10 protein-coding genes and 9 pseudogenes are annotated in these 23,059 nt (G+C 57.2%); 8 read left to right on the top strand and 11 right to left on the bottom strand.

Features of this window, described 5'->3' with window-relative positions:
• Positions 1-446 (top strand): annotated as a pseudogene (locus NKJ88_RS32100) (transposase); the annotation flags it as partial.
• Position 447: 1 nt separating this feature from the next.
• Here the strand turns inward: NKJ88_RS32100 and NKJ88_RS32095 are convergent.
• A pseudogene (locus tag NKJ88_RS32095) lies at positions 448-677 on the bottom strand (IS5/IS1182 family transposase); the annotation flags it as partial.
• A 480-nt stretch (positions 678-1,157) separates the two neighbouring features.
• On the opposite strand from NKJ88_RS32095, the gene NKJ88_RS32090 reads away from it, so the two are divergent.
• The 3 genes from NKJ88_RS32090 to NKJ88_RS32080 all read left to right on the top strand — a co-directional run bounded on the left by NKJ88_RS32090 (position 1,158) and on the right by NKJ88_RS32080 (position 5,287).
• Positions 1,158-2,261 (top strand): ABC transporter substrate-binding protein, encoded by a 1,104-nt coding sequence (locus tag NKJ88_RS32090; protein WP_352446867.1) that lies wholly within the window; start codon positions 1,158-1,160, stop codon positions 2,259-2,261.
• A 145-nt stretch (positions 2,262-2,406) separates the two neighbouring features.
• Entirely contained in the window at positions 2,407-3,489 is a 1,083-nt protein-coding gene (locus NKJ88_RS32085; RefSeq protein WP_352446869.1) for an ABC transporter ATP-binding protein, read from the top strand.
• Positions 3,490-3,508: 19 nt separating this feature from the next.
• Complete coding sequence (locus NKJ88_RS32080; protein WP_352446866.1) at positions 3,509-5,287, top strand: ABC transporter permease subunit; 1,779 nt, start codon at positions 3,509-3,511, stop codon at positions 5,285-5,287.
• Positions 5,288-5,402: 115 nt separating this feature from the next.
• Here the strand turns inward: NKJ88_RS32080 and NKJ88_RS33080 are convergent.
• The 5 genes and pseudogenes from NKJ88_RS33080 to NKJ88_RS32060 all read right to left on the bottom strand — a co-directional run.
• A pseudogene (locus NKJ88_RS33080) lies at positions 5,403-5,503 on the bottom strand (transposase domain-containing protein); the annotation flags it as partial.
• Between the two features lie 20 nt (positions 5,504-5,523).
• Positions 5,524-5,935 (bottom strand): annotated as a pseudogene (locus NKJ88_RS32075) (transposase); the annotation flags it as partial.
• A gap of 154 nt (positions 5,936-6,089) precedes the next feature.
• Positions 6,090-7,304 (bottom strand): ATP-grasp domain-containing protein, encoded by a 1,215-nt coding sequence (locus NKJ88_RS32070; RefSeq protein WP_352446868.1) that lies wholly within the window; start codon positions 7,302-7,304, stop codon positions 6,090-6,092.
• A gap of 501 nt (positions 7,305-7,805) precedes the next feature.
• A pseudogene (locus tag NKJ88_RS32065) lies at positions 7,806-8,998 on the bottom strand (IS256 family transposase).
• Positions 8,999-10,842: 1,844 nt separating this feature from the next.
• A complete protein-coding gene (locus tag NKJ88_RS32060; RefSeq protein WP_352446865.1) occupies positions 10,843-12,297 on the bottom strand; it encodes an amidase in 1,455 nt (484 codons plus the stop codon).
• Positions 12,298-12,813: 516 nt separating this feature from the next.
• Here NKJ88_RS32060 and NKJ88_RS33075 point away from each other — a divergent pair.
• Positions 12,814-14,108 (top strand): annotated as a pseudogene (locus tag NKJ88_RS33075) (transposase); the annotation flags it as partial.
• A 193-nt stretch (positions 14,109-14,301) separates the two neighbouring features.
• On the opposite strand, the gene NKJ88_RS32045 reads toward NKJ88_RS33075, so the two are convergent.
• Both NKJ88_RS32045 and panD read right to left on the bottom strand, forming a co-directional pair.
• Positions 14,302-15,396, bottom strand: coding sequence for a D-alanine--D-alanine ligase family protein (locus NKJ88_RS32045; RefSeq protein ID WP_352446862.1), 1,095 nt, complete (start codon positions 15,394-15,396; stop codon positions 14,302-14,304).
• Between the two features lie 112 nt (positions 15,397-15,508).
• Positions 15,509-15,964, bottom strand: coding sequence for an aspartate 1-decarboxylase (panD, locus tag NKJ88_RS32040; RefSeq protein WP_352446861.1), 456 nt, complete (start codon positions 15,962-15,964; stop codon positions 15,509-15,511).
• An 841-nt stretch (positions 15,965-16,805) separates the two neighbouring features.
• Here panD and NKJ88_RS33070 point away from each other — a divergent pair.
• The 3 pseudogenes from NKJ88_RS33070 to NKJ88_RS32025 form a co-directional block, all read left to right on the top strand.
• Positions 16,806-17,020, top strand: a pseudogene (locus NKJ88_RS33070) (transposase); the annotation flags it as partial.
• 210 nt (positions 17,021-17,230) lie between these two features.
• A pseudogene (locus NKJ88_RS32030) lies at positions 17,231-17,529 on the top strand (phage integrase N-terminal SAM-like domain-containing protein); the annotation flags it as partial.
• A gap of 503 nt (positions 17,530-18,032) precedes the next feature.
• Positions 18,033-18,560 (top strand): annotated as a pseudogene (locus NKJ88_RS32025) (transposase); the annotation flags it as partial.
• A 454-nt stretch (positions 18,561-19,014) separates the two neighbouring features.
• Here NKJ88_RS32025 and NKJ88_RS32020 read toward each other — a convergent pair.
• The 3 genes from NKJ88_RS32020 to NKJ88_RS32010 form a co-directional block, all read right to left on the bottom strand.
• Positions 19,015-19,857 (bottom strand): 2OG-Fe(II)-dependent halogenase WelO5 family protein, encoded by an 843-nt coding sequence (locus tag NKJ88_RS32020; RefSeq protein ID WP_352446860.1) that lies wholly within the window; start codon positions 19,855-19,857, stop codon positions 19,015-19,017.
• The gene (ectB, locus tag NKJ88_RS32015; protein WP_352446859.1) at positions 19,847-21,106 is read right to left on the bottom strand and encodes a diaminobutyrate--2-oxoglutarate transaminase; all 1,260 of its coding nucleotides are present in this window, start codon (positions 21,104-21,106) and stop codon (positions 19,847-19,849) included. The genes NKJ88_RS32020 and ectB overlap by 11 nt, the downstream gene beginning before the upstream one ends.
• A 383-nt stretch (positions 21,107-21,489) precedes the next feature.
• Positions 21,490-22,059, bottom strand: a complete 570-nt coding sequence (locus tag NKJ88_RS32010; protein WP_352446858.1) for an SET domain-containing protein-lysine N-methyltransferase — start codon at positions 22,057-22,059, stop codon at positions 21,490-21,492.
• Positions 22,060-23,059: the final 1,000 nt, after the last annotated feature.

Genomic DNA, 23,059 nt, shown 5'->3' with positions numbered 1-23,059 from the left:
GAGCCAGGCGGTGCTGATCGCGGTCGGTATCGACTGGGACGGAAGGCGCCAGATCCTGGCCGTGGAGATGGCCAATCGCGAGAGCCGCTCGGCCTGGAGGGACTTCCTCGTCGGCCTCAAGGCGCGCGGCCTCAAGGGCGTCGAGTTGGTTGTGTCCGACGATCACGCCGGCCTGGTGGCAGCGATCGGCGAGGTGATCCCCGAAGCCGCCTGGCAACGCTGCTACGTGCACTTCCTCAGGAACGCGCTCGACCATCTGCCGAGGAAGCACGGCGACGACTGCCTGCAGGAATTGCGCTGGCTCTACGACCGGCGCGATCTCGCAGAGGCCAGGGCTGATCTTGCCGCATGGGTCGGCACGGTATCCGCGCCTGACAGGCTGGGCCGAGGATGCCATCGAACAAACCCTGACCTTCTTCAGGCTGCCGAGACAGCACCACAAGCATCGTGCTTGAGGATGGCGAGCCCAGCCATCGGCTGCGTCGGCAGCGGCGGCATGCCCGGCGGTCGCGATAGACCTCGCCGAAGCGCGCCTCCAGCACCGGCCAGTTGCTGGTGCGGGCGAGCCGCATCAGCTCGTAGTTCATGTTGAGGATCTGATCAAGGCGGGCGCGGAACAGATCCTGTTCTCCTGTCTCGCGCCGCTCGCGTGGTCTGCCCCATTGCCCGGCTCCGATTCACTGCGATGAAAGCAGTGAATCACGCTTCGCCAGACGGCGAAATCGGAAACTGGATTGCAGGAAAACTATCAACAGCTTCCGAATTCTTCACGGTCGACTTTCAATCGCCGACTAGTCGTGCACCATGTCAACTCCGGACGACTCAGCCATAACCTCCATCTCTGTTCCAGATAAGGGCAATATAGAAACTGCATTTGACGAAACCCGGCGGGGGTATGATCCTCGCGACCTGGTCCACTGAGACAGAATGCAAACCAAGACCGTCCACGTCTGGATAAAGGCGTGGACCAAGCGAGTGAAGCAAACACCGGCACCAAGGTCCCGAGTCGGGTAAGTCGTTAGATACTTTGCACCGCCAGGAGACCGGCTGTCATCGTGACGGTGAAGGAGTTCGTCAAAACACCATCAACCATATGATCCAGGCTACGCTCCAGGAGCGAAAGTCGCCCGTCGCGTGAATAAGAGGGAGAACAAACAATGCGAATGCTGCTGAACCGGAGGCGTTTCATTCAGGCTACATCCGCTGTCGCGGTAGGTGCGGTGTCTTCAAAAACGGCTTATGCCGCCTCGCAATCCTCGCAAGAGCTAAGAGTTGCGCTCAATGGCGGTGAGTACGCAAAAGCGTGTATCGAAGCCTATGTAAAGCCGTTTGAAGCTGAGACTGGACTCAAGGTGACCCCGATCAGCGACGAGGTCACCGAGGCGCAGCTTAATCTAATGATTTCGACCAACAGTGTCTCCGTTGATGTAATTCCCGTCGGTGCATCCATGGATTTACGAGCTGCTGAGAATGGCTATCTCGAAAAAATTGATTACTCGATATACAAGAAGCAAGAACTGGACGCGATCCTAACCTTCACTAAAAGCGAATACAGTGTCGGCTCGATTGTGTACGCATGGTGTTTGGCGTACAACACCGAGAAGTTCCCGCATGGCAAGCTGCGACCGACCTCATGGTCCGAGTTTTGGGATGTCAGCAAGTATCCTGGCGCACGAACTTTATATACGGGTCAATACGGAAGCGAAGGCCCTTGGGAGCAAGCTCTGCTGGCAGACGGTGTGCCAGCTGACGCAATCTATCCGATGGACATCGACAGGGTGTTTGCTAGCTTGGACAAGATTAAACCGCATATTCGAAAATGGTGGTCCACCGGATCCGAGATCCAGCAGATGATGCACGATAAGGTGGTTGATCTTGCGCAAACCTACGATGGCCGTGCTACTGTACTACGCAATGAAGGTGCCCCCATTGAGATTAGCCGAAAGCATCAAGTGCTGACTTGGGAAGGCTGGGGCATCCCAAAGGGTAGTCCAAACAAGCAGAACGCACAGAAATTCATTGAATTCATTACCCGCGCCGATAGACAGGCCGCCTTTGTGCAGCTCATGCCTTACGGACCAGCAAACCAAAATGCGCTAAAGCTCCTACCAGAAAATCTTGCACTACAATCGGCCAGTCATCCTGATTATCTTGCTTCTAGCATAACGATGAATCACAAATGGTACGCGGAAAAGAGCGCTGATGGCACCACAAATGCCGATCGCTTTATGCAGCGCTGGAACGAATGGGTTCTTGAGTAGAATTCCTGTTCGACTGAGGTCGAGCGCCGCCAGAATTTACGCAGGCTCAACTCCAACAGTGATTGAGCTGCCGGATTGGCTGGCTGTGTTTACGTGAGGCAGACTTCGTGGTGATACTGGGGTATTATTTGTGAACTCCCATTTTATAGGCACTAGGCTCAAAGTTAACGAGCGGGACGGGTGTAACACCTCTATTCCCGCGCAGATTGAATTCTGTAAGGTGACAAAGAGATATGGTGAAGTCGCCGCAGTGAAAGACCTCTCGCTCATTGTTCCTCGTGGCGAGTTCTTGACTATTCTGGGTCCAAGCGGTTCTGGCAAGACCACAGCGCTGATGCTGCTGGCTGGGTTTGTTGCCCCTAGCGAGGGAGACATCTTTATTGCCGGGAGGTCCGTTGTCTCGGTGCCATCTTACAGGCGGGACCAAGGCATTGTCTTCCAGAGCTACGCGCTCTTTCCGCACCTCACGGTTCGCGATAACCTTCAATTTCCCCTTGAAATGCGCGGTATGAAGGCTGCCGAGAGGGTAAAGTTGGTGGACCGGATGCTGGAGCGTGTGCATCTCAATGATCTTGGTGGCCGCATGCCATCGCAACTGAGTGGCGGCCAGCAGCAGCGGGTTGCGCTTGCCCGAGCACTGATTGCAAATCCTCCGTTGCTCCTGCTTGATGAGCCATTGGGTGCTCTCGATCGCAACCTTCGCGAGCAAATGCAGGGTGAACTGAGGGCCCTCCACAGGGAGTTTGGCACAACCACCATATGTGTCACCCACGATCAAGAGGAGGCGCTTACGCTGTCGGATCGCATCATCGTAATGCGAGCCGGCAAAATCGAGCAGACCGATACGCCAGCGGGGCTATACGACCGGCCACAAACACGATTCGTGGCGACCTTTCTAGGGGAGGCCAACATCCTTGAGAATGCGAGTTTCAGCTTAGAATCGGAAGCCCCTCCGTTGTCCGGGACTGTCGCGATGCTGCGGCCGGAACGTATCTGCGTCTTTGACGCCGCCGACCCTGACCGGGCTGTTGACGATCAACGACAGTGTGTCACCGGCAGTGTTGAGGACATGGTTTATGCCGGTCCGTTCCGTAGATACCATGTGCGTGTCGGCAACGACCTAATAGTCGCGCGCGAGCAGGCCGCCTCGGGACAGCAGATATTCCAGGCTGGGGATAGGGTGCGTCTTAACTGGCTGCGGTCCGACATTCGCTTTGTCAGGATGTGAGGCCCTGAAAGGACCGCGGATGAAAATGCTTCAGAAACTCAGCCGAATGCCCATTGTGCTTACCGTGCCGGCATTCGCAGTCCTCCTAGTGGTATTCGGGATACCGATCGTCCTGTTGTTCCTAGCTAGCATTAATGCGCCGGCCTACTCGCTTATCAACTATCTGATGTTCTTCGGACGGCCAGCGAATGTCCGCGTGCTTTTTCACACCGTCGAGATTAGCGCCGTGGCTACTGCAATCTGCCTTCTCATCGGCTACCCAACGGCTTATCTGATCGTAGTTGCCTCGAAGCACCTGCGTGCTGCGCTCATCGTGCTCGTGATCATCCCATACCTAACCAGCGGATTAGCACGGACCTATGCGTGGATCGTGATCCTTGGCGACCGTGGTCTGATAAACAATCTTTTTTTGGACTTTGGAATAATTTCCAGTCCGCTGCCGCTGATCTACAACCGCATGGCCGTGTATATCGGTATGGTGCACATTATGCTGCCCATGATGATCTTGCCTTTAGTCAGTGTGATGATTGGCATTGACAGGTCGCTGATGGCGGCGGGCAGCAGTATGGGTGCACGGCCGTTTGACACCTTTTGGCGCATTTTCTTTCCACTCAGCATGCCAGGTGTTCGGAGCGGTTCGTTATTAGTTTTTGTCATCTGCCTAGGCTTTTACATCACACCGGCCGCCCTCGGCGGGTTGGGCGATGCCATGCTGTCGACCTTCATCGCGTCGCAGGTGCAGACTTCGTTTGATATGGCCCGTGTTGCCACAGCGGCTTTTATCCTCTTGGGGGTTGCCGTTGCCGTGCTCGCGGTGTTCGGTGTCGACCTGTCCGGTACACACGGCGGGACGGCTCGACTAACGAAGAATACTTGGGGAAGTCGGCTCCGTTCCCCCGTAGCGATGAAACGCCGTTGGGGCGAGTTTGTTACGCCTCTGCGTGCCAAACGCTGGACGGCACAGCTCTACCACGCGGGCAGCAATTGCGACCGGTCTAATCTCGTGGGCACAATGTTCGTAGTGCTCGTAATGTTCTATCTGCTGTTTCCGGAATTCCTAGTAATCCTGATGTCATTCAGCGCTGGAAAGTCTTTGGAGTTCCCGCCTTCCGGCCTTTCATTTCAATGGTATCGTTCCTTCTTCTGCGACCCGTCATGGTATAACGCGGCCTGGGTCAGCATAAAGATCGGAATAGTGGTCGCCGTCCTGTCAACCATCGTGGGGACGCTTGCGGCCATCGGCATTAACCGCACCCTTCCACGGCTGCGGAGCTTCCTAATGATGGTCATTCTGACGCCAATCACAGTCCCCGTGATCGTGGTTGGTATCGCGGCCTACCTCGGGTTGCTCAACCTCGGGCTGCTTGGCTCGTCAACCGGCATTGTCCTAGCCCATACCATCGGTGCGGTAGGCTATGCCGTCGTGATCGTCGCTGCTACTCTAGCAAATTTTGACCGACGGCTGGAACTGGCGGCGAAGAGCATGCGGGCCGGACCGTTGCTAACCTTTGTAAGGGTAACGCTGCCGCTGATTCGGCCAGGCATAATCGGCGGTGCCGTCTTCGCGTTCCTCGCCTCCTTCGATGAGGTTGTTATTACGTCGCTGGTAGGTGGGCTGGCCGTCCGCACCCTCCCGCTGAAGATGTGGGAGGACATTCGACATCAGATTGACCCGACAATTGCGGCAGTATCTTCCATTCTAATGCTCCTACCCGTCTTGTCACTAGTAGTACTCTATATCACTTGGTGGCGGTCGGCCCGCGGCGCTCGGCGGCTATTCATAAACACCCCGACTTGAGCATGGGCTCTGAACGCGACGACGTCGTCCCTGCTCAACACCACCGGCAGCGTGCGAGCATAGACGATCCGCTCTGGAACCTCGGCGGGGGCCGTAAGCGCGTAGCTGATGCCGTTTAGCGCTGGTAATTCCAAGGATAGGCGCGTCGGTATCGCTGTTTGGCCAGCCATTGCCGATTCTTTCAAGGGTCTGGGTGAGCCAGGCGTGCGGATCGACCTAGCTAGAGCACGTCCTGTTTAATCCGGTTCATATGCTGCGGCTTTGAAGGAGTTGGCACATTCGGCTGGGGTGAAGAGGTCGACGGCCGCGCCGACGGCGTCCCAAAAAGCTATGATGGTTCCTCGGCCTTTGCTCGCAACAACGCCTTGAGAGTTGGAGAAGGCGTTCTCGGTGGGGTTGAAGTCTGGACTGTGGGCGGCAGGTAGAGCAGGCTTGTCCCTGCGGCCTCAAACGCGTCGCGCACGCCGGCGGCCTTGTGGGCGGGCTGGTTGTCCATGACGACTACGCCGCCCTCCGACAATGTCGGGACCAGCACCTGCCGTTCATGGCGCCGTCGTAGACGAAGGGCGCTGTCATGCCCGTCAGCAACAGCGCTCCGGTGAAGGTCGTGGTCTTCCAGTGGCCATGCGGCACGCCGGCCCGGCAGCGGCGAATGGCGGCCGATCCGTGGTGGTAACCGCGCAGTCCTCACTACGCTTGACCCCCGGTTTTGGGGCGGTTTTGGGTCGGTTACCGGGCACGAAACTCACGCCAAACCGCAACGCGGCTGAGTATGTTTGCCTAGAGGAGGTTTTTGGACAAGTCATGTGATCGACCAACTGATTAAGTTGACAGCGCGCTGAAGTATCGCCTCGCTCTCAGCACGGCTGGGTGAAACTGCGACGACATATCCGATGGGGTCGCGGAAATCGCCTTTCCTGATGATTGGCATCTTGGGTTTGACGTGCAATTTGACCTCAACGACACCTGGTACGGCAGCCGCTCGGCTGCCGCCATCGATCGAATCGATGATTCCATCGCGATCAGGAAGCAGACTCCACGCGACCACAGTCTGCGAATGCGTTTCGCGCAAATCCCGTTCCTCGCCGATGACAAGCTTGAGGTGCTCTGTTACTAAATCCACGCCATAGGCAAGTTGTATCATTTTAGGATCACCACCACCTGGCATACGCGGGTTGACCTCGATGACGACCGGACCGCGGTTCGTCCACCGGATTTCGATGCAGGTTGGCCCCCAGCCAAGGTCGAGAGCTCGCAAGCAGCTCAACGACACTTCAGTAATACCTTTATACTGGTAATCAGTCAGCGGGGCCGGAAAGGTAAATTTGCGAAAGACGAAATGAGGTGGAGGGCCAAATTCTGCGGCGGCAATGGCAATGACCTCATTTCCCATTATATTTGCGACATAATGAGGGCCTTGTGCGAATTCTTCGACTAATATCCTCGGCGAGGATCGCCATATGTGGTTCCCCCCCAAGAGATAGGTCGCATGCTCGACCAACTCGTCGATGTTGCGGCACAATCGGACGCCGCTGCTGCCGATGCCCGCGGCTGGCTTAATAATCACCGGCAGGCCGATGTCCGCGGCCGAGCGTTCTACATCCGCCATGTTCGCGGCCAAGCGATAAGCCGGTATCGGGACGCCGGCCTCGGCAAGAAGCTGACGTTGAAGGAATTTGTCGCAGCACCGTTCAACAGATTCAGGGACCGGCCCCGGTAGATCGAAATGCCGGCAGAGTTTGCCAACTGTCGCAGAGACCAACTCGTTGTCGCCTGCAAAGCCAGTAATGCCAGCAATGTCATAGATCTCGCCCAGCCTGGAACATTCCCGGATCAGCTCATCTAGGTGGTCTGTATTGACACGGACTACATCGATCCCTTTAGCCGCAATACAGTCGCTTTCGGTCGGATGCGCCGCCAGAGCGATTGGATAAAGACCAAGATCCTGGGCGGCTTGGACGTATAACGGGCCATTACCTCTTGACCATTCAACCATAATGAGCGCTTTTTTTGCCATTGAGATTCTCCGTTTGCTGTGTGGCGGTTCGGGCCTAAATCGTACCACTTGTTTCAGCCATGCTGGCTCAGGCCTCGCCGCGAGCTTAACTTCCTTAGCGATTTCAATTTGCGAATATTCGGTAAAGTTAGTTGAAGGATCTATTGCAATTGCCATGGCTTACAGCTCGATCAGAGCCTTGATCGTTCTTTTGCGCCGTATTCGAGCGGATTGAGCGGAAGCGGAGCTACATTGGGCGCAGCGTCGGAGCAGGTTTCATCGGCCAAGACCGGTGGATTCTGGTGGCCAAGCGAGGAATGCAGCCCACGGCATTGCACAACAGGAAAACAGCAACGATTGGGCTGGTGGGCGGGTCCAATTAACTCGGAGTAGCTGGAGGTTGTAGTGCATAGTCCTAACCTGAGATGGAGTTTACCGCTCGGGCATCAACAGAGATCGTGTCCCGCGGCGTGGTGTAGCTGGCGGCATTAGCCGCCGTGCTCTCCGGCATGGCCGGGCTGATCAGCGCGCCACGGCTGGCAGGCTGATCAGGGGATCATCGCTCATCTGGCTGATCGTTTCCAGAGTCATATATCTGGCCCGCTGCACTGCCCATTCATCGTTCTGTTCGAGCAGGATTGCGCCGACGAGGCGCACGATCGCATCGTCGTTCGGGAAGATTCCGACGACCTCGGTGCGCCGCTTGATCTCGCCGTTGAGACGTTCGATCGGATTCGTCGAGTGGAGCTTGGCGCGATGTTCCTTGGGGAAGGTCATGTAGGCCAGCACGTCGGGCTCGGCGTCGTCCATGATTGCCGCCAGCTTCGGCACCTTCGGCCGGATCTGGTCGGCGACGGCGCGCCATTGTACGGACGCGGCCTCGGGCGTTTCCTGAGCGAAAGCGGTGGCGATGAAGGCTGAGACGACCCTGCGGCCGCTCTTGCCGGCATGGGCCAGCACGTTCCTCATGAAGTGGACGCGGCACCTCTGCCATGTCGCGCACAGCACCTTGGTGACGGCCGCCTTGAGGGCTTCGTGAGCATCGGAGACGACGAGCTTGACGCCGCGCAGGCCGCGACGTGTCAGCTTGCGCAGGAACTCTGTCCTGATCGGCTCGGCCTCCAAGGTGCCAATCTCCATGCCCAGTACCTCGCGCCGGCCGTCCGCGTTGACGCCGACGGCGATGATAACGGCGACCGAGACGATCCGCCCACCGCGGCGGACCTTCAGGTAAGTGGCGTCGATCCACAGGGATGGCCAATCGCCCTCGATCGGCCGCTCGAGGAAGGCCTTCACCTTCCCGTCGATCTCCTCGCACAGCCGCGAGACCTGGCTCTTGGATATGCCGCTCATACCCATGGCCTTGACCAGGTCGTCAACCGACCGGGTCGAGATGCCTTGCACATAAGCTTCCTGGATGACGGCGGTTAGCGCCTTCTCGGCCATGCGGCGCGGTTCGAGGAAACCTGGGAAGTAGCTTCCCTTCCTGAGCTTCGGGATGCGCAGCTCGACCGTGCCGGCCCGCGTCCCCAGTCCCGGTCGCGGTAGCGCCGGGCGAGCCGCAGCGGGTTCTTCTCGCCATAGCTGGCGCCGGTAGCCGCGCCCACCTCCATTTCCATCAGTCGCTCGGCGGCAAAGCCGATCATCTCCCGCAGCAGATCGGCATCCGGGGTCTTCTCCACGAGCGTGCGCAGGTTCATCATGTCGTCGGTCATCGGTGGTCCTTCCGAAATGGGTTGGCGTCAAACAACCAAACCTACCGGAAAGCGCCGATGACCACCCACACGCCGCTCGCTCGCTACAGCGCTACTAACGGCGCGCTCGTGAGCGGCTTCGCTACCGCCGAGCTACACCACCTGATGGGACACGACCTCAACAGATCGCGCCGGGTGTCCGCCCCCAGCCACAACGGCATCTTACGGAGTGGAGTGAGATGCGTTTCGTGTCTGGGCCAGGAAGCGCTCGAGCAACGGTCGATGCATTGCTGCTTGAGGAGAGATAGGAGAAGCCCATCGGCTTAGCGACTCCCCCAGCGTTACGAAACACCTCGGGTGCTGCGACCGGCTAGCGAACGGCGAGGACTAGGCAGGGACCCTGGTCTTCCACCTTGGAAGCGTCCGATCCCGCCCTTCTTTGCCCCCACAGACACGAATGCTCATCGACGACACGTCGAGCTGCTCGGTTTCAACCGTCAGCTCGGACGAGCAAAGCCACACACCGCCAGATGCAGCATGGCCCAGTCGCGGATGCCATGATCCGTGCCGGGCGGGTCGCTTGCAGCTTCTCCCGCGTAAGACAGGGGCGGTTTTCGGCTGCGCCGTTCTGAAGCTTGGCCTCTTTGTGATGTTGAGGGACAATGCCCGGCGGAAGCAAGCGAGAGGAACGAGCGTGAGAATATCTATGTTTGCGCGAATCGCCAAGGCGTTTGAAGCTCGCTTTCTTCGGCGGGGTCACCAGTGCGATCGCTGTGGCTTGAGCCGGACGTCAACGCGCCGTTTGCCCGCCTAGCTGGGCCTCAATTCTAGCCCAGTGTATAGTCGTAAGCAAAGCAGGATCAGGGCCAGCCTACCGGACTTTCATTTTCTCTCGGCCTTAAGGATCAAGGCTACAGGTTATCGCCTCGATCATGATCCGCAAACTTGTAAAATGATCGTAAATTGGTAGTCCCGTCAAGTGGCGCAGCTTCGGTGCGAACTTTGGGAACTCTGTGCATTCGAAGATGAATGCGCCGATGTGAGGTTGAGCTGCGCGAAGTCGCAGCACGGCGTCCGTCAGACGGCGCTCGGTGTCAGAGTCAGGTATGGGCGCCATTCCTGTCGGACGCTTCAATTCGCTCTCCACGAGCATGCTGCCTGAGATACCATCGACTGCGACTCTCGCGCGTTCTTCGGAATCTCGAAGGATTCCCAAGAGATCGGTCCCAACGTACTTCTCGTGCGCGACCAGGACGCCGAGTTTAGCATTGGGTGGCAGGTGCCGAATCACCGTTGGGGCTAAGAGGAGGCTCCCCGTGGCTACGGGGACCTTCACTGCGGCGGCGACTGCCTCCTGGTATCGGACGGTATAGCCACACCCCGAGCTGATAGCGACGGCACCGCGATCTACGAGGCGACGCGCTGCTTCGGCATAAGCCCTGTAAAGTTCTGGCTCGTCGTCCATAAGGGCCTGCCACCAGGCACCTGGGACCTTTTCATAGATAACAGGGCGGCCGCCGAATGTTTGAGGCCTAGGACTGTCTGGGTGGCCGTCCCAGAGACAGAGGATTCCGATCGGGCCTGCCGTGTCCTGCTGGCGTGGCATGGAATACCCCTTCTTTTCTTCAGTTGCACGCCGCCCGATGTTCTTTCTTCTAGAAAGGCGGCGTCGCTTCGGATCGCGCCAGTGCACGACAGTGGGTTTCACTCACACAGCGCTTGATACGGTCCCGTCATCGCGAGTCTCTGCGGCGAAGGACGCACACGCAATCGGTATTAGTTGAGAATATGCGGCATAAGTGCGCTCCTCGCATTGTTGCTCTATGATACAAAATGCGCTCCGGAACCGAGCCTGCTATTCCCATTCAAAATGGGTGTCTTAGACCGATCCAGCTGCTGCCGACTCGAACCTTTGGCAAGCGGGAATTCCAGGGTCTGGCTTCCTCCAAATCGCGCGCTACCCGGACGAGCGTAGCCTCATCACCGAATCGCCCCACGATCTGAATACCGATTGGCAACCCGCCGGAGCTTTCTGTCAACGGCAAGGAGACAGAGGGTTGTCCAGTCACATTGAAAACACCGGTGTACTGGCAAATCGCCGTGTCAGCCTCCACATATTCCTCTGCGGAGATTGCCGAGTTGGTTGCAGAATATATGCCGCCGTGCGGCATGGCTACAGTTGGCAGTGTGGGGGTGAGCAAGATGTCGAATGCATGAATTGCCTCGCCCACGTGGAAACGCATCCTCCTAAGGCACTGTTGCTTGTCCGGCACTCGGGACGAAGGCAACCCGCGGCAAAATTTATAGACTTTTAGGTTGACGGGTTCCAAAGTCTCTTCGTCGATAGAGCGACCCATGGCGCTCGCCGCTTCTCCCAGCCAGTTCGCCTCCTTTGGATCGAGATAGAGGCTGCTGTACCATTCGGGCTTATAGGGCCGGTCAATGTCATTTAGCGAGTGCCCCATCTCCTGCAGTAGTGTTGCCGTCGCCTCAACAGCACGCAGGACTTCCGGCTCGAGGTTGACCGCGCCCCAACTTGTTCTCGCAACCCCAACCTTCAGGCGACCGGTGGGCTGTGAGAGTTCATCCACATAACGACGGTTTGGCTGTGTGATTATGTACGGATCGCCGGGATGAGGACCGGAAAAAATGTCCAGAGCGGAAGCCATGTCGCGGACAGTCCTACACAGAACAAACGCGCGGCCGAGGCCAAACGATCCGCCCTGATTGTTCGGACCGGCGGAAACACGTCCTCGGGAAGGGTTCAGCCCGACAACGCCGCACCAGGAAGCCGGGATGCGAATTGATCCGCCGCCGTCCCCGCCATGGGCAATAGGAACTATGCCGGCAGACACCGCCGCCGCCGCCCCCCCGGAGGAGCCCCCCGCAGAACGTTCCAAATCCCATGGATTGCGGGTGATGCCATTGAGAATGGATTCGGTCATAATTGTAGATCCAAGCTCAGATGTAGTTGTTCTTCCGACAGTCCGGAGCCCCGCCCTGCGCGCGCGTCGAAAGAAATAGCTGTCGGTATTCGAACGATGACCTTTAAATAATCGGCTTCCCTTTTCCTGGAGGCGTCCAGCTTCGGCGGCCCCGATATCCTTGCGAAGGAAAGGGACGCCATGAAGGATCCCTCCATTCGCTCCGGCAACGGTCTCTGCATCCTCGTAGAACTCGACAACAGCATTGATGTGCGGGTTAACCTCGTCGTGCGCCTCGCGAGCTAGCTGCGTCAATTCCAAAGGCGTAACTTCACCCGCATTCACGAGAGAGGCCAGACGGCTTGCGTCGTATTCTGCATATTCGCTTAGCTTCATAAAATGTACTCCTCATCCCAGAAGCTGACCGCAAACCTTTCTCAAGTCGCTACCTAACGTGGCAGCTTCGGTCAAATACAGCTTTTAGATTCGAGGTATCTTACGGTCAGATGGTAGTATCGACTTTGATTCCGCTAGTGCACTCTCTCGCGCCCCATCGGCGCGCTCTTCCATTCCGACGCAAGGCCAAGAACATCAAATCCTCCCCGCCGATTTTGTGCACGACATGCACTGTGTTGATCGACACAGTTGAGCGTTTCGGCGGATGAGATTGCCGCCAAACGGCGACCAGGGTAAATTGCGTGAAAATGTCGACGGGCTGAGGCCGCGCATGAGGCAGCGCCATCTTGTCAGCGGTTCGACGAACCTTTGTACAATTTTGCCTGCAAATAGTTGTTTCACAGGGTTTTTGGGCGAGCCAGGCCCTCGACCGGGCCAGACTGATCAGGTTCGGAAGGTTAAAGAACCTGGAGAACTGGTCGGGGTGGGACTATCAGGAAATTCCGTGCGACCAGCATGATAGAAAGGAGAGTGTCATCGCATGGCTATGGAGAAGCGCTGTTCCACGAGTTCAGCATCGAACATCACGTGCCATCAGACCATCTGCTTCGCTCGATTCACCGGTTCGTCGATCCAAACTGCGCTCGCATCTGCGGCCGTTCTATAGCGTGATCCGGCGGCCCTCGATCGGCCCGGAACTGATGATCCGGATACTGACCGTCGGCTACTGCTTCAGCATCCGATCCGAGCGCTGGCTCTGCGAGGAAGTACATCTGAATCTCGCCTGTCGCTTGTTTTGCCGGTTTGGACTCCGGGGGGGGAGACGTCCCGGACAACTCCACATTCTCCAAGCGCCGACACGGCCGCTTTTGTGACAGCGATGTGCTACGCGAGTTGCCTCCCGTCGACCTGCTCCGATCCATCAGCTGAGCGCTGCTTGTTCGCGTCCGCTCTGATGAGGCTGGCATCGACGGCGATGGCGGCAACACGCCGCTTGGCACAGAGTATCTCGACACGTTGGACGATGCCGGGTGGGGTGCAGCCCAGCGACGTGAAGCCGAGCTTCGTGTCGAGGTCCGACCCAGCGGCGCAGTGGACCGCAGCGATTATGGGGCATGCCTTCTTTGCCTATGCCACCGACTATCTGACGACCTGAACCACGCCGTCATCGTGGACGTCGAGGCGAGCCGAGCAATCCGGCAGGCGGAGGTCGGTGCGGCACGTACCATGATCGAGCGCGTGCAGATCGCTTCAATCTCACTCCGGAGCGGCTGGCCGCGGACAGCGCCTACGGTCCGGCGAGATGGAGGGTTGGCTGGTGCACGAGCGCGCACATTCCGGTCTTCGAAAAGTCGGAGTCGTCGAAAAGTCGAGCGTCGCCATGGATCTTTGAGCGGGCAGAGTTCAGCTATGATCACAGGCGCCATCTCTACACTTGTCCAGGCGGCAACGGAACTCAGGCAGCATCGTCGGCGCTTCGCCTCGCCCCGCGATGGTGTCGACGACGAGGGCTCCATGCGCTACGCTCGACTGCGACGCCTGCGCTCTCAAGCCTCGATGCTGTCCGAACTCTAGCCCCGCAAGACCCTGCGCTCCATCCACCAAGATGCGCGCGACATGGCCCGTGGTATCGCCGCCACCGGCAACTATGTGACCTCGTGCCGCGAGCGAAGAAGGTCGAGATGCTGTTTGCGCACCTCAAACGCATCCTGAAACTACGGGGACGGAATGTGCCCGAGACGGGTGGGTTCCACCTGGCTGCCGCCGCCCAGAACCTCCGGAAACTGGCCAAGCTGACCCCGGTACCCGAATCCGGGGTGAGAGGTCTTGACCCAGGCGACCAACGAACACGCTGTCGTCCGTCGACTTCTTCAACACAATCGGCGCCGACCAGACAGCCTGACGGTGTGTGCCACATCCGCCAGCGTCGTGTCAGCCCCAAGCACCAAGCGAGGGACGCTGCCTTCTCGGCTATGCAAGGAGCGCCGGCCTAAACTGATCTAGCTAAGGCGTCTCTTCCAGCGGCAGTCCATAGCGGACGCGGCTCGTCTCGGCCTTACGCATCGCTTCTCGATGCCGGTGACACGTCTCATTGGAGACAGCGAGCCGAATAAGATGACGCAAGTCGAAACCGGCTTTTTCGAGCATCTTGGGATAAATGCTTGCAGTGGTCAGCCCCGGGACCACATTGGCTTCGAAGAAGTAAATACGTTGCTGCTCATCAACGATGAAATCGAGACGAGCAAATGTATGGAATCCGATCTCCCGAGCAATTTGCCTGGAAATCGAGACGATATGCGTTTTTAGGTCTTTGTTTACGTCAAAATCTACAGAGTAACTGTCCGGCTGAGTCTTCTGATGATATCCGAGGAACCCTGAGGGATTGTCGATTCTCGCAACGGGAAGCGCCGTAATGCTATGTCCGTCGATCAAGACGCCACAGGTATATTCCTTTCCGACGATTCGCTGCTGCACCAGGAAAGAAGAGTCATACAGTGCGACCCGCTCGGAATAGGCACGAAGACCGTCCATCGATAGCTGGTCTCTCCACTCCGTGAGAAAGGATCCGCCGAGCGTGTTCGGTTTGAGGACACACGGGCCAACAAGATGCTGCAGAGCCTTTGCGATGCCGATTTCGAGATTGGCTTGAGAGATGTGCACAGTCGGAATGGGGGTCAACTCTGGGCAGAGTCGGTTAACAATCACACCTTGCAGATACTTATTTGCTGAAAGCATGGCCGCCGTCTTGTCGCCAAAGCTGCCAAGGATGTCGTGAAATTGCGCAAGCGCCTGGATTTGGCCATCCTCTCCGTCCTGGCCTTGCAGAAGGGAAAAGACGAACAGGCCATCGCTTTTGAGTAGGTGAGCGAGAGATGCGAGCGGATGCGCTTCAGCGCGCGATACGAGTTCGTCGTGCTTGGGAAGGCGACCGCCATCCAGAGCTAGTCTCAGCAGGTCCCCCGATCGCGTAATGTAATAAACGAATGTGAGTGAGATGTTGGGAGCATAGCTGAGAGCGTCGGCGAAGTGATTGTACATAGCAATCGACCAGTCGTGCTCAACGGACCGGCCGCCATAGATAAGCGTCAATTGGATCATAGATTCTTCCTCGGAATGAATTACCGGGTGAGCTTTAGGGTCTGAGAACATGAAGAGCCTATAATGAATAAGACTGGCACTGGATATCCTCGTGCAGCCGATAGCGTGCCCGTCAGCGGTCGGCTCGACTCGTGGCCTTCCAGGGGTTCCCGCTAGAAGGACCCTCGCGAACGGCGAACGTCATCGTTCCATCCTCCCTGTACTCAGCATCGTAGAACATGCGTTCGCGGATAGAGTTATCTGGGTTAAAGGTCAGCACTCGCGGTTTTATATCTGCGATCTGATGCTTCTCAACATACACGGAGGAGCAAATGATCAACTCGTCCCCGACCTGGCAGGTGCGAGCAGCGGCCCCGTTCAGCACACAGCAACGAGACCCCCTCTCACCGTAGATGACATAGGTGTTGATTCTAGCTCCAGAAGCTTTGTTCCAAATTTCAACGAACTCCAGCGGAAGAATACATGCCTCGTCGCAGTGATCTGGATCAAGAGTTATTGAGCCGTGATAGTTCAAAACGGCTCCTGTTGCAGTGATTCCATGAAGTTTGGCGGAAATTACTTTTCTCATCTATGGCTATCCTTTACTATGTGACCAAGTTTCTGGTTTTGATAGATGTCCTGAGATGGCGCGAACTAAGAGACTGGCAAGTTTCCACAAACAGGGCGGTGGAACACGTCGGGGCTCTGGCCGCGGCAGTACGTGGTCGATTAGAGGCGGAGGGATTAGCCGCACGAGACTGGTAGCGCCTGAGTTGCACTGATGCTGCGATAATTTCCTGGCATTGACGCGCCTGCTGAACCTGTTTTCGCTCAACGCTATAATCGGGACAGAGCTCGCGCCGTGTTTCTCCAGAGCGGGACAGGTCAGCGGAGATGGGTCCTCCATGAGGGGGGCATTGCTGGCCTGAATGATGCCCGTTCCCGGTTCAAAGGACATTTGACCTAGAAGTGGCATGCAGATCTCCTGTCGGTCGTTCCGCCGGTCTCCGTTGCAAGGATGTCCAGTCGACCGTACTCGGCGGCTCGGAATGAAGGCAGCAAGCAGCGGGCCAATTTGATTTATCGAGCGAAGAAAAGAGTTTGTATTGGAATTCAGCCATTTAGCTGCTGACAGATAAAGATAAATTGGTTCGACAGCCGATGTCCTAAACTCTACAAACCTGACAGCGGGTAGCGCTTTGCGTTTAACTCAGGGATTGCTAGGAATCTGGTGTGTGTAGGGTCGGTTGACCTTGGCTGACGAACCTTTGGCCGAAGACGACGGTGGTTGTGTTCTGGCCTCGAACCAGTCGCGCGGGGCGCGTTTCCATTCCTCGGCGGCGTGGTTGAGAACAGATATAGCAGCTTCGTTGCGGAACTGCCTGACCTCGATCGCGACATCGCCTGGGCAGCGCAAGTCCGGCGGCTTCAAGCTTCAGACGATCACCGGCGTCAATGTCATCGTCGCGAGCGGTATCATCGCCGCGGTCGGCGGTTCCGCGAGCCGCAGAAGCTGGTGAGCTACTTCGGCCTGAATCCGCGTGTGCGCCAATCCGGTCTTGGCTTGGCGCAATATGGCCGGATCAACAAACATGGGCGTTCCCATGCCCTGGTCGAGGGCGCCTGGGCCCCGGCGAAGGCGCCGGACCGCTCAGGGCCGCCGCGGATGTCGAGATGATGCGCAACGGGTTTGAGGAGGCGGGCTTCGCTGGCGACCGCGGCGTGCGTTTCCGACTGAACGAGGCCTTCTGCAACTACTGAATGGCATCTAACATTGTGTGGCGAAGGCAAGTCGGACTTGGCCGGCCCTGACCGGCGTCTGGGCATCTCCGCCACATAATCTCGCCTGACACATAAGTGTTGGGACTTGCTCGGGCGAGAGGACATTCGGACCTATCATGTCTATCTGACCAACGAGAAGAAGCTGACGCCCGGCTCGATTCATACCGCCATTGCGGCGCTGCGCTTTCTCTACAATGTGACACTCGAGAGGGATTGGGCGCTTGAAGAGGCCCTCCCGCTTCTCAAGAAGCCGCAGAAGCTGCCGATCATCCTCAGTGCCGAGGAAGTTCAGCGGTTCCTCAGCTGCGTTCTGGACGTCAACACCACGCCATCCTGACCACGTGCTATGCCGCCCGTTTGCGCATCTCGGATCAAGCTCGTACTCATTGAGACAGCCCTTCAATCCCAGCAGCAATCGGTCATTGCCCTGTCGCGGTGCATAGACCGCCTCCTGGCCGATCAGCACGGTGTCGACGACGGGCCATTGCAGCGTCTGTATCGTCTTGGCGTCGTTCGGGTTCGAAAACAGCCCAACTGGTGTGTCGTCGGTTGCCGAGGTCTGAATATCTCCCCGATTTGAATCGTGAGAGCCCAATGCTGTGCCCTTCTCCTGAGATTGCGATGGGGCAGCCGCCTCCCGGAATAGGGAGGGGCGCCAATCGCGGCAAGGTACAAGCGGAGCAGTCGTGATGCTCGAGCCTGACCAGCCGGGCGAATATCCACGCCGGAATCTCCAGCCACTGGTGCAATGGCTGGCCAGAAAGGGTCCAGCGGAAGGGTTGTGTGCGTCAAGTTCTGCAAATTCGCTGAGAGGGGGCGGTCATGGCAGGCTGGTGATTGTTCACGTCACCTGATTCCCGCGAAGGAACGCCACCATGACCAAGACTGAAGTTAAGATCGCCAGCGCTGCCGTCAAAGACATTTTGCTTTCGAACCCGGATGGATTGCACGAAGTGCTCCGTGCGGTGATGCAGGAGGTGCTTGAGGCCGAGATGGACGAGGCGCTGGGTGCCTCGAAGAGCGAGCGCACGCCCGAACGGCTTGGCTATCGCTCGGGCTATTACGGCCGTACCCTTGTGACGCGGGTCGGCAAGCTCGAGCTGCGGGTTCCGCAGGACCGGGCCGGGCGCTTCTCCACCGAGCTGTTCGAGCGCTACCAGCGTTCCGAGCGGGCCTTGGTGGCGACACTGGCGGAGATGTATGTGCAGGGCGTGTCGACCCGCAAGGTGAAGGCGATCACGGAAGAACTGTGCGGCCATGCCTTCTCGGCCTCGTCGATCTCGGCCATCAACAAGCGGCTGGACGAGAGCCTCGCTGCCTTTGCCAGGCGCCCCCTTCAAGAGCCGTTTCCTTACCTCATCCTCGATGCGCGCTATGAGAAGGTGCGTGAAGCCGGTGTTGTCAACTTGCGGCATTACATTTTCACCTGACAGTTGCCAAAACTACGAGTTCGCGCGGCATCGAGGGGATGCCCCTAGCAAAACGGCCGCCGCTACAAAAGCCGTAATATTCCGAATTGTCGAGTTGTAAAACAGCGTCGGAAGTTGTCAGGAAAAAATGTGTTCCGCAACCTCGATCAATCCCTACGATGGAAACCACCATCGTTACAATTCCCCGCGCGTTGATAGGTACAGAGAGGTATACTTGCCTCGATAACTCAATTTCGCCTTGCTTCTACCTGCTTCAAAATCGGCTTGGGAGACGTGCTCGACTCCCCGGGAATATTGGAGACTTGGGAGCTGCCAAAATTCGGCAAGCGCCCGGAGGGCCTGTGGCTGAAGGGATCTTCCCGTTTTACGGCGAATGGGAGATGTTTACTGCCGGCGGAAAGTCAGTCAGTTGACACGACGTCGAACGTTAGGTCCACCAGAGAACAAGATCCGGGCGAGCAAAACCGAAAAAGCTGTTAAGCACTAGGCGACGCTTTCCGTTGCCCGATTGACCGGTGACTCCATGAACGAAACCGCCATCGATCAGGCCGATATCCCCCGCCCTGAGCTGGAAGTCGCGACAAGGAACGCCCTCGAGATAGGCTGGCGAATAGGGATAGCCCGTAGTCTCCACACCTTGAGACTTCCGGTCGGTGAGTGTCGGCTTGTGGCTCCAGAGCCGCAGATTGCCACCTTCCTCGGGCATGCTGGGATAGAAGTTAAGTGCCGCGACGGTGTTGTGCGCCACCGCAGAAAGCTCGTAATCGTTCCCAGCACATAACACTTGCGCGACGTCGTCGTGGGGGTCCAGGGAGAATGTACCGCTGCCAGACCAACTAAGAGCGCGACAAACATTGGCCTGACCGTGCTCCGAACGGGCCAGCCGCAATTCAACGCCCTGTTTGCGAAGCTCGCGCTTCAACGCGTCGAACAATGCCCGGACCGGATCAACCAGATTCTCAAAAAGGGCTTCGACGTACGGTCGCGCAGTTTCCGCCTCTGTGAAATAGGTGGCTGCATCCTTCCTGTAGTGGGATGCGCCGACATATTGTCCGGGCACGCCATCCTTACGCTCCTTGAGGCTGGGGCTGCCACTGAAGTTCGCGGTGATCTCCTCGGCTATTTCCGTGCTGAAAGCTTGCTTGATGTGCAGAGCGGTGATCTCACCTTTCAGCACTGAGATGATGTCCGCAGTGCTGATCGAGCCGGTTCGCTCTCTGATCTCGACGGGCGAGACGGTTGGGGCTTGGAACACTTGATTAGTCTCCATTGGCTTGCTCCTTTAGTGCGTGCTCAAGGATTGCGATGCCCTGATCGAGTTCGTCATCGGTGATGGTTATCGGTGGGAGGACTTTGATGACGTCGCGATTTGGTCCTGAAGATTCGATGAGCAGGCCATTTTCGAACGCGACATCGTGCACACGGCCGACGACGGCCTGCGAGCGGCACTTGAGGCCGGCCATCAGACCCCGGCCGCGCTTTTGTTCGATGCACTTGGGAAATTTCGCAACGAGGTAATCGAGGTGTCTTTGCAGTTTGGCGCCGGTTCGCTCGACACCAGCAGTAAACTGCCCGTCTGACCACATTTTGCACATAGCCCCTGCAGTCACGAAGGCGAGATTGTTGCCTCTGAACGTCCCGCTGTGTTCTCCGGGATTCCAAATGTCCAGGGCGGGCCGAATCAGAACAATAGAGAACGGGCTGCCTGATCCGCTGAGAGACTTTGAAAGGCATATGATATCGGGATCAATGCCCGCGAACTCAAATGAGAAGAACTCGCCCGTTCGTCCTGCGCCCGCCTGGATGTCGTCGACGATCAAAACAACGCCGTGCCTGCGGCAAATGCCCTGAATTTCCATGAGCCAAGCTGCGGATGCAGTGTTCATGCCGCCTTCTGCCTGGATGGTCTCCAGGATGATTGCGGCGGGCTTTTCAATGCCGCTGCCTGGGTCGCCCAATACGAAGTCTATGTACGTCGCGGAATCGAAATCTTGGTTCGGGTATTGGTCGTAGGGGACACGGATCACATCGTGGCGAGCAACACCGCCCAATTCCCTAGTCGATGCCGAACCTGAAACCGCCAGAGACCCAAGCGACATGCCATGAAAGGCGTTTGTGAATGCCATGACGCTCGAGCGGCCAGTATATTTTCGGGCCAGCGCCAGCGCCGCCTCGTTAGCGTTTGTCCCAGTCGGCCCAGGAAACTGTATCTTGTAGGAAAGCCCCCGAGGCTTCAGGATTGAATCAACAAACGTTTCAATAAATTCACGCTTTGCCACCGTATACATGTCAAGAGATAGAAGGATGTTATCGCCACCGAGATACTCAACTGCAGGTCTAATAATATTTGGGTTGTTGTGTCCGTAGTTGAGGGCGCCGGACCCTACGAGAAAATCGATATGAGGCTTGCCGCCTTCGTCCCAGATTGTCGCCCCGAGAGCCCTCTTAAAGACTGCAGGAAACGACCGCCCGTAGCGACGAACGTTAGACTCATGAGCCGTAAAAGCGTCGGTGTTCATTTGGGGTCCTTGTGTAAGCGTCGCGTTCAACGAGAGAGCGATCAATGCCTTTAGTCGGTCGTTTTTCATTCCACATAGAAGACCACGGAGTCCGAGCGAAAATCTGGTTGTGGCGGATCTAGGCGCTGCGTTTTGTCTGCTGCACAGTTGCACTTCAGACCGGTCCTGCGCCGGCTCGTATGCAGCTGAGATTACGCTGAGAGCTCCAGCGTCGTTACGTTGCACTGCATGCCGGTACCTTTCGGTGAATACGTTATACGAGCTCGTTTCTAGAGTTGTCCGACAAGCACCGACTACCGGCGTCTGCTCCCTCAGACGGACGTCGAACCAGTAAAAAACGCTGCTGTCACATCACAACCGACCAGTTGATCACAGGTCGTGCTCTAGGAGCCAACCAGCCCTCCAAACATTCCTATCCCCCTCGGAAAGCGACCGGAGGGCCGCTGCAGATACGGAGCGTAAAACCCCGCCGAGAGCATCGGATGATCAGGAGGCAACGTGGAGAACCCCCCAGCCGCACCTCGGCAATTTTTCGAGGAACAAAGACAAACTTGTACCGCGATCGAATCGAATTCAGTGGTAGCGTAATCCCAGGTCACTTCGACGTCTTGAGCGATTTCGCGAATAGCAATGAAATCATAGGCGCCGAATCGGTTAGGCACTATCGCTAGATTTGGGTTACAAGAATGATTCGAAACGACAGCGGGCTCCTCGAATGTAGCATGAACGTTCCAGTCAATTTGAATGCTATATATTGTTCTCTCTTCCTCAAGTCTGTCAACTAATCCAGTCATGACTATCTCTCCTGGAAGGAAATCACGGCGAGAAAAGACGCCTCGCCCTCTGCCATCTCCAGCATTCCCGATCTTTACCTTCTGTGTGTTTAGTATTCTTGCGCATCTAGCGTCATCATCCAATATAGAATAGCCTTTCTTTGTTCTATTATTTGGCATATCGGCTGTCCTTTTCAATAGATAGTTCCAAGTAGCTAAGCTTCCGCAATGTGGCCGTCAAAACCCGCAGCATTTGTCGTGAGCAGCTTTTGCGTCGTTGAGCCCCTATCGATGGCGGGTGGAGGTGCGGTTCGGCAACGAAGAACATTCAACATTTGTGCCAATTCAGCTGGCACGAGCTGAAGCAAGAGTCTTCTCGTTGTCGTCAGCAATTTTGTCGGTGCATGATATGAAAAGGCTGCCCAAACGATGCGGCGGACCCTACAAACCCGACACAAATGTCGGATGTCGATCGGAGTTGTCTATGCTGTGCATCGGAGAACCACGGCGCACGTCGGACGCACCTCAATGAGTTCGGAAAATGACCCCTGACGTCGACCTTGGCCACTCAGTTATTGGTGGTTTCCCTTCCCTCCACGGCGACCATCTTGACGATGCAATCCAATAGGCGGCCTTGTCCATGAGCTTGAGCCTATCGTAAACCGGTCGGCGAACAGGTGTTTCACCCAGGGCCAGCGCTTCCCGAAAAACAGGATAGCCTGAGCATCAGCGCTGTCGGAGGTATGGGCCGACGTCCGGTGCCACAACAGCCCCCCATTTCCTATCGACGGCGATGGGCACTGGCGCCTAACAATGTTCTCAGCCGGCGTCGTACCTTATTGTTTCCGCTGCGAGCTTGACCACTAGCTTTCGAGCGCGCGGCGCTGTGGGACTTGGCTCGCCCCCAGCTCGCTCCCGGTCCAGCATCGCACAGACCGGCAACTCTGCGGCGGGGTGATCTGAAGTCGAATAGGGATGGCATAGACCCATTCGCGAACTCCGTCTGGATTAAGCGCTCTGCCTGCCTAGCTGGGTCTTCTGCGGCCGGATAGAGTTTCGTGCAGGTTCATTTTTGAAACATGTAGGACTTCCTAAGGTCGTGTCCCATCAGGTGGTGTAGCTCGGCGATAGGGAAGCCGCTCACGAGCGCGCCGTTAGTAGCGCTGTAGCGAGCGAGCGG

The organism is Mesorhizobium sp. M0016, assembly GCF_040324035.1.
GTDB lineage: Bacteria > Pseudomonadota > Alphaproteobacteria > Rhizobiales > Rhizobiaceae > Mesorhizobium.
This window is presented reverse-complemented; position numbering and strand designations above follow the sequence as displayed.

Excerpts from the sequence above, each read along its gene's own strand:
- NKJ88_RS32080 (WP_352446866.1), top strand. The coding sequence starts at position 3,509 with ATGAAAATGCTTCAGAAACTCAGCCGAATGCCCATTGTGCTTACCGTG.
- panD (WP_352446861.1), bottom strand. The coding sequence starts at position 15,964 with ATGAGAAAAGTAATTTCCGCCAAACTTCATGGAATCACTGCAACAGGA.
- ectB (WP_352446859.1), bottom strand. The coding sequence starts at position 21,106 with ATGAACACCGACGCTTTTACGGCTCATGAGTCTAACGTTCGTCGCTAC.
- NKJ88_RS32060 (WP_352446865.1), bottom strand. The coding sequence starts at position 12,297 with ATGAAGCTAAGCGAATATGCAGAATACGACGCAAGCCGTCTGGCCTCT.
- NKJ88_RS32010 (WP_352446858.1), bottom strand. The coding sequence starts at position 22,059 with ATGCCAAATAATAGAACAAAGAAAGGCTATTCTATATTGGATGATGAC.
- NKJ88_RS32045 (WP_352446862.1), bottom strand. The coding sequence starts at position 15,396 with ATGATCCAATTGACGCTTATCTATGGCGGCCGGTCCGTTGAGCACGAC.
- NKJ88_RS32070 (WP_352446868.1), bottom strand. The coding sequence starts at position 7,304 with ATGGCAAAAAAAGCGCTCATTATGGTTGAATGGTCAAGAGGTAATGGC.
- NKJ88_RS32020 (WP_352446860.1), bottom strand. The coding sequence starts at position 19,857 with ATGGAGACTAATCAAGTGTTCCAAGCCCCAACCGTCTCGCCCGTCGAG.
- NKJ88_RS32090 (WP_352446867.1), top strand. The coding sequence starts at position 1,158 with ATGCGAATGCTGCTGAACCGGAGGCGTTTCATTCAGGCTACATCCGCT.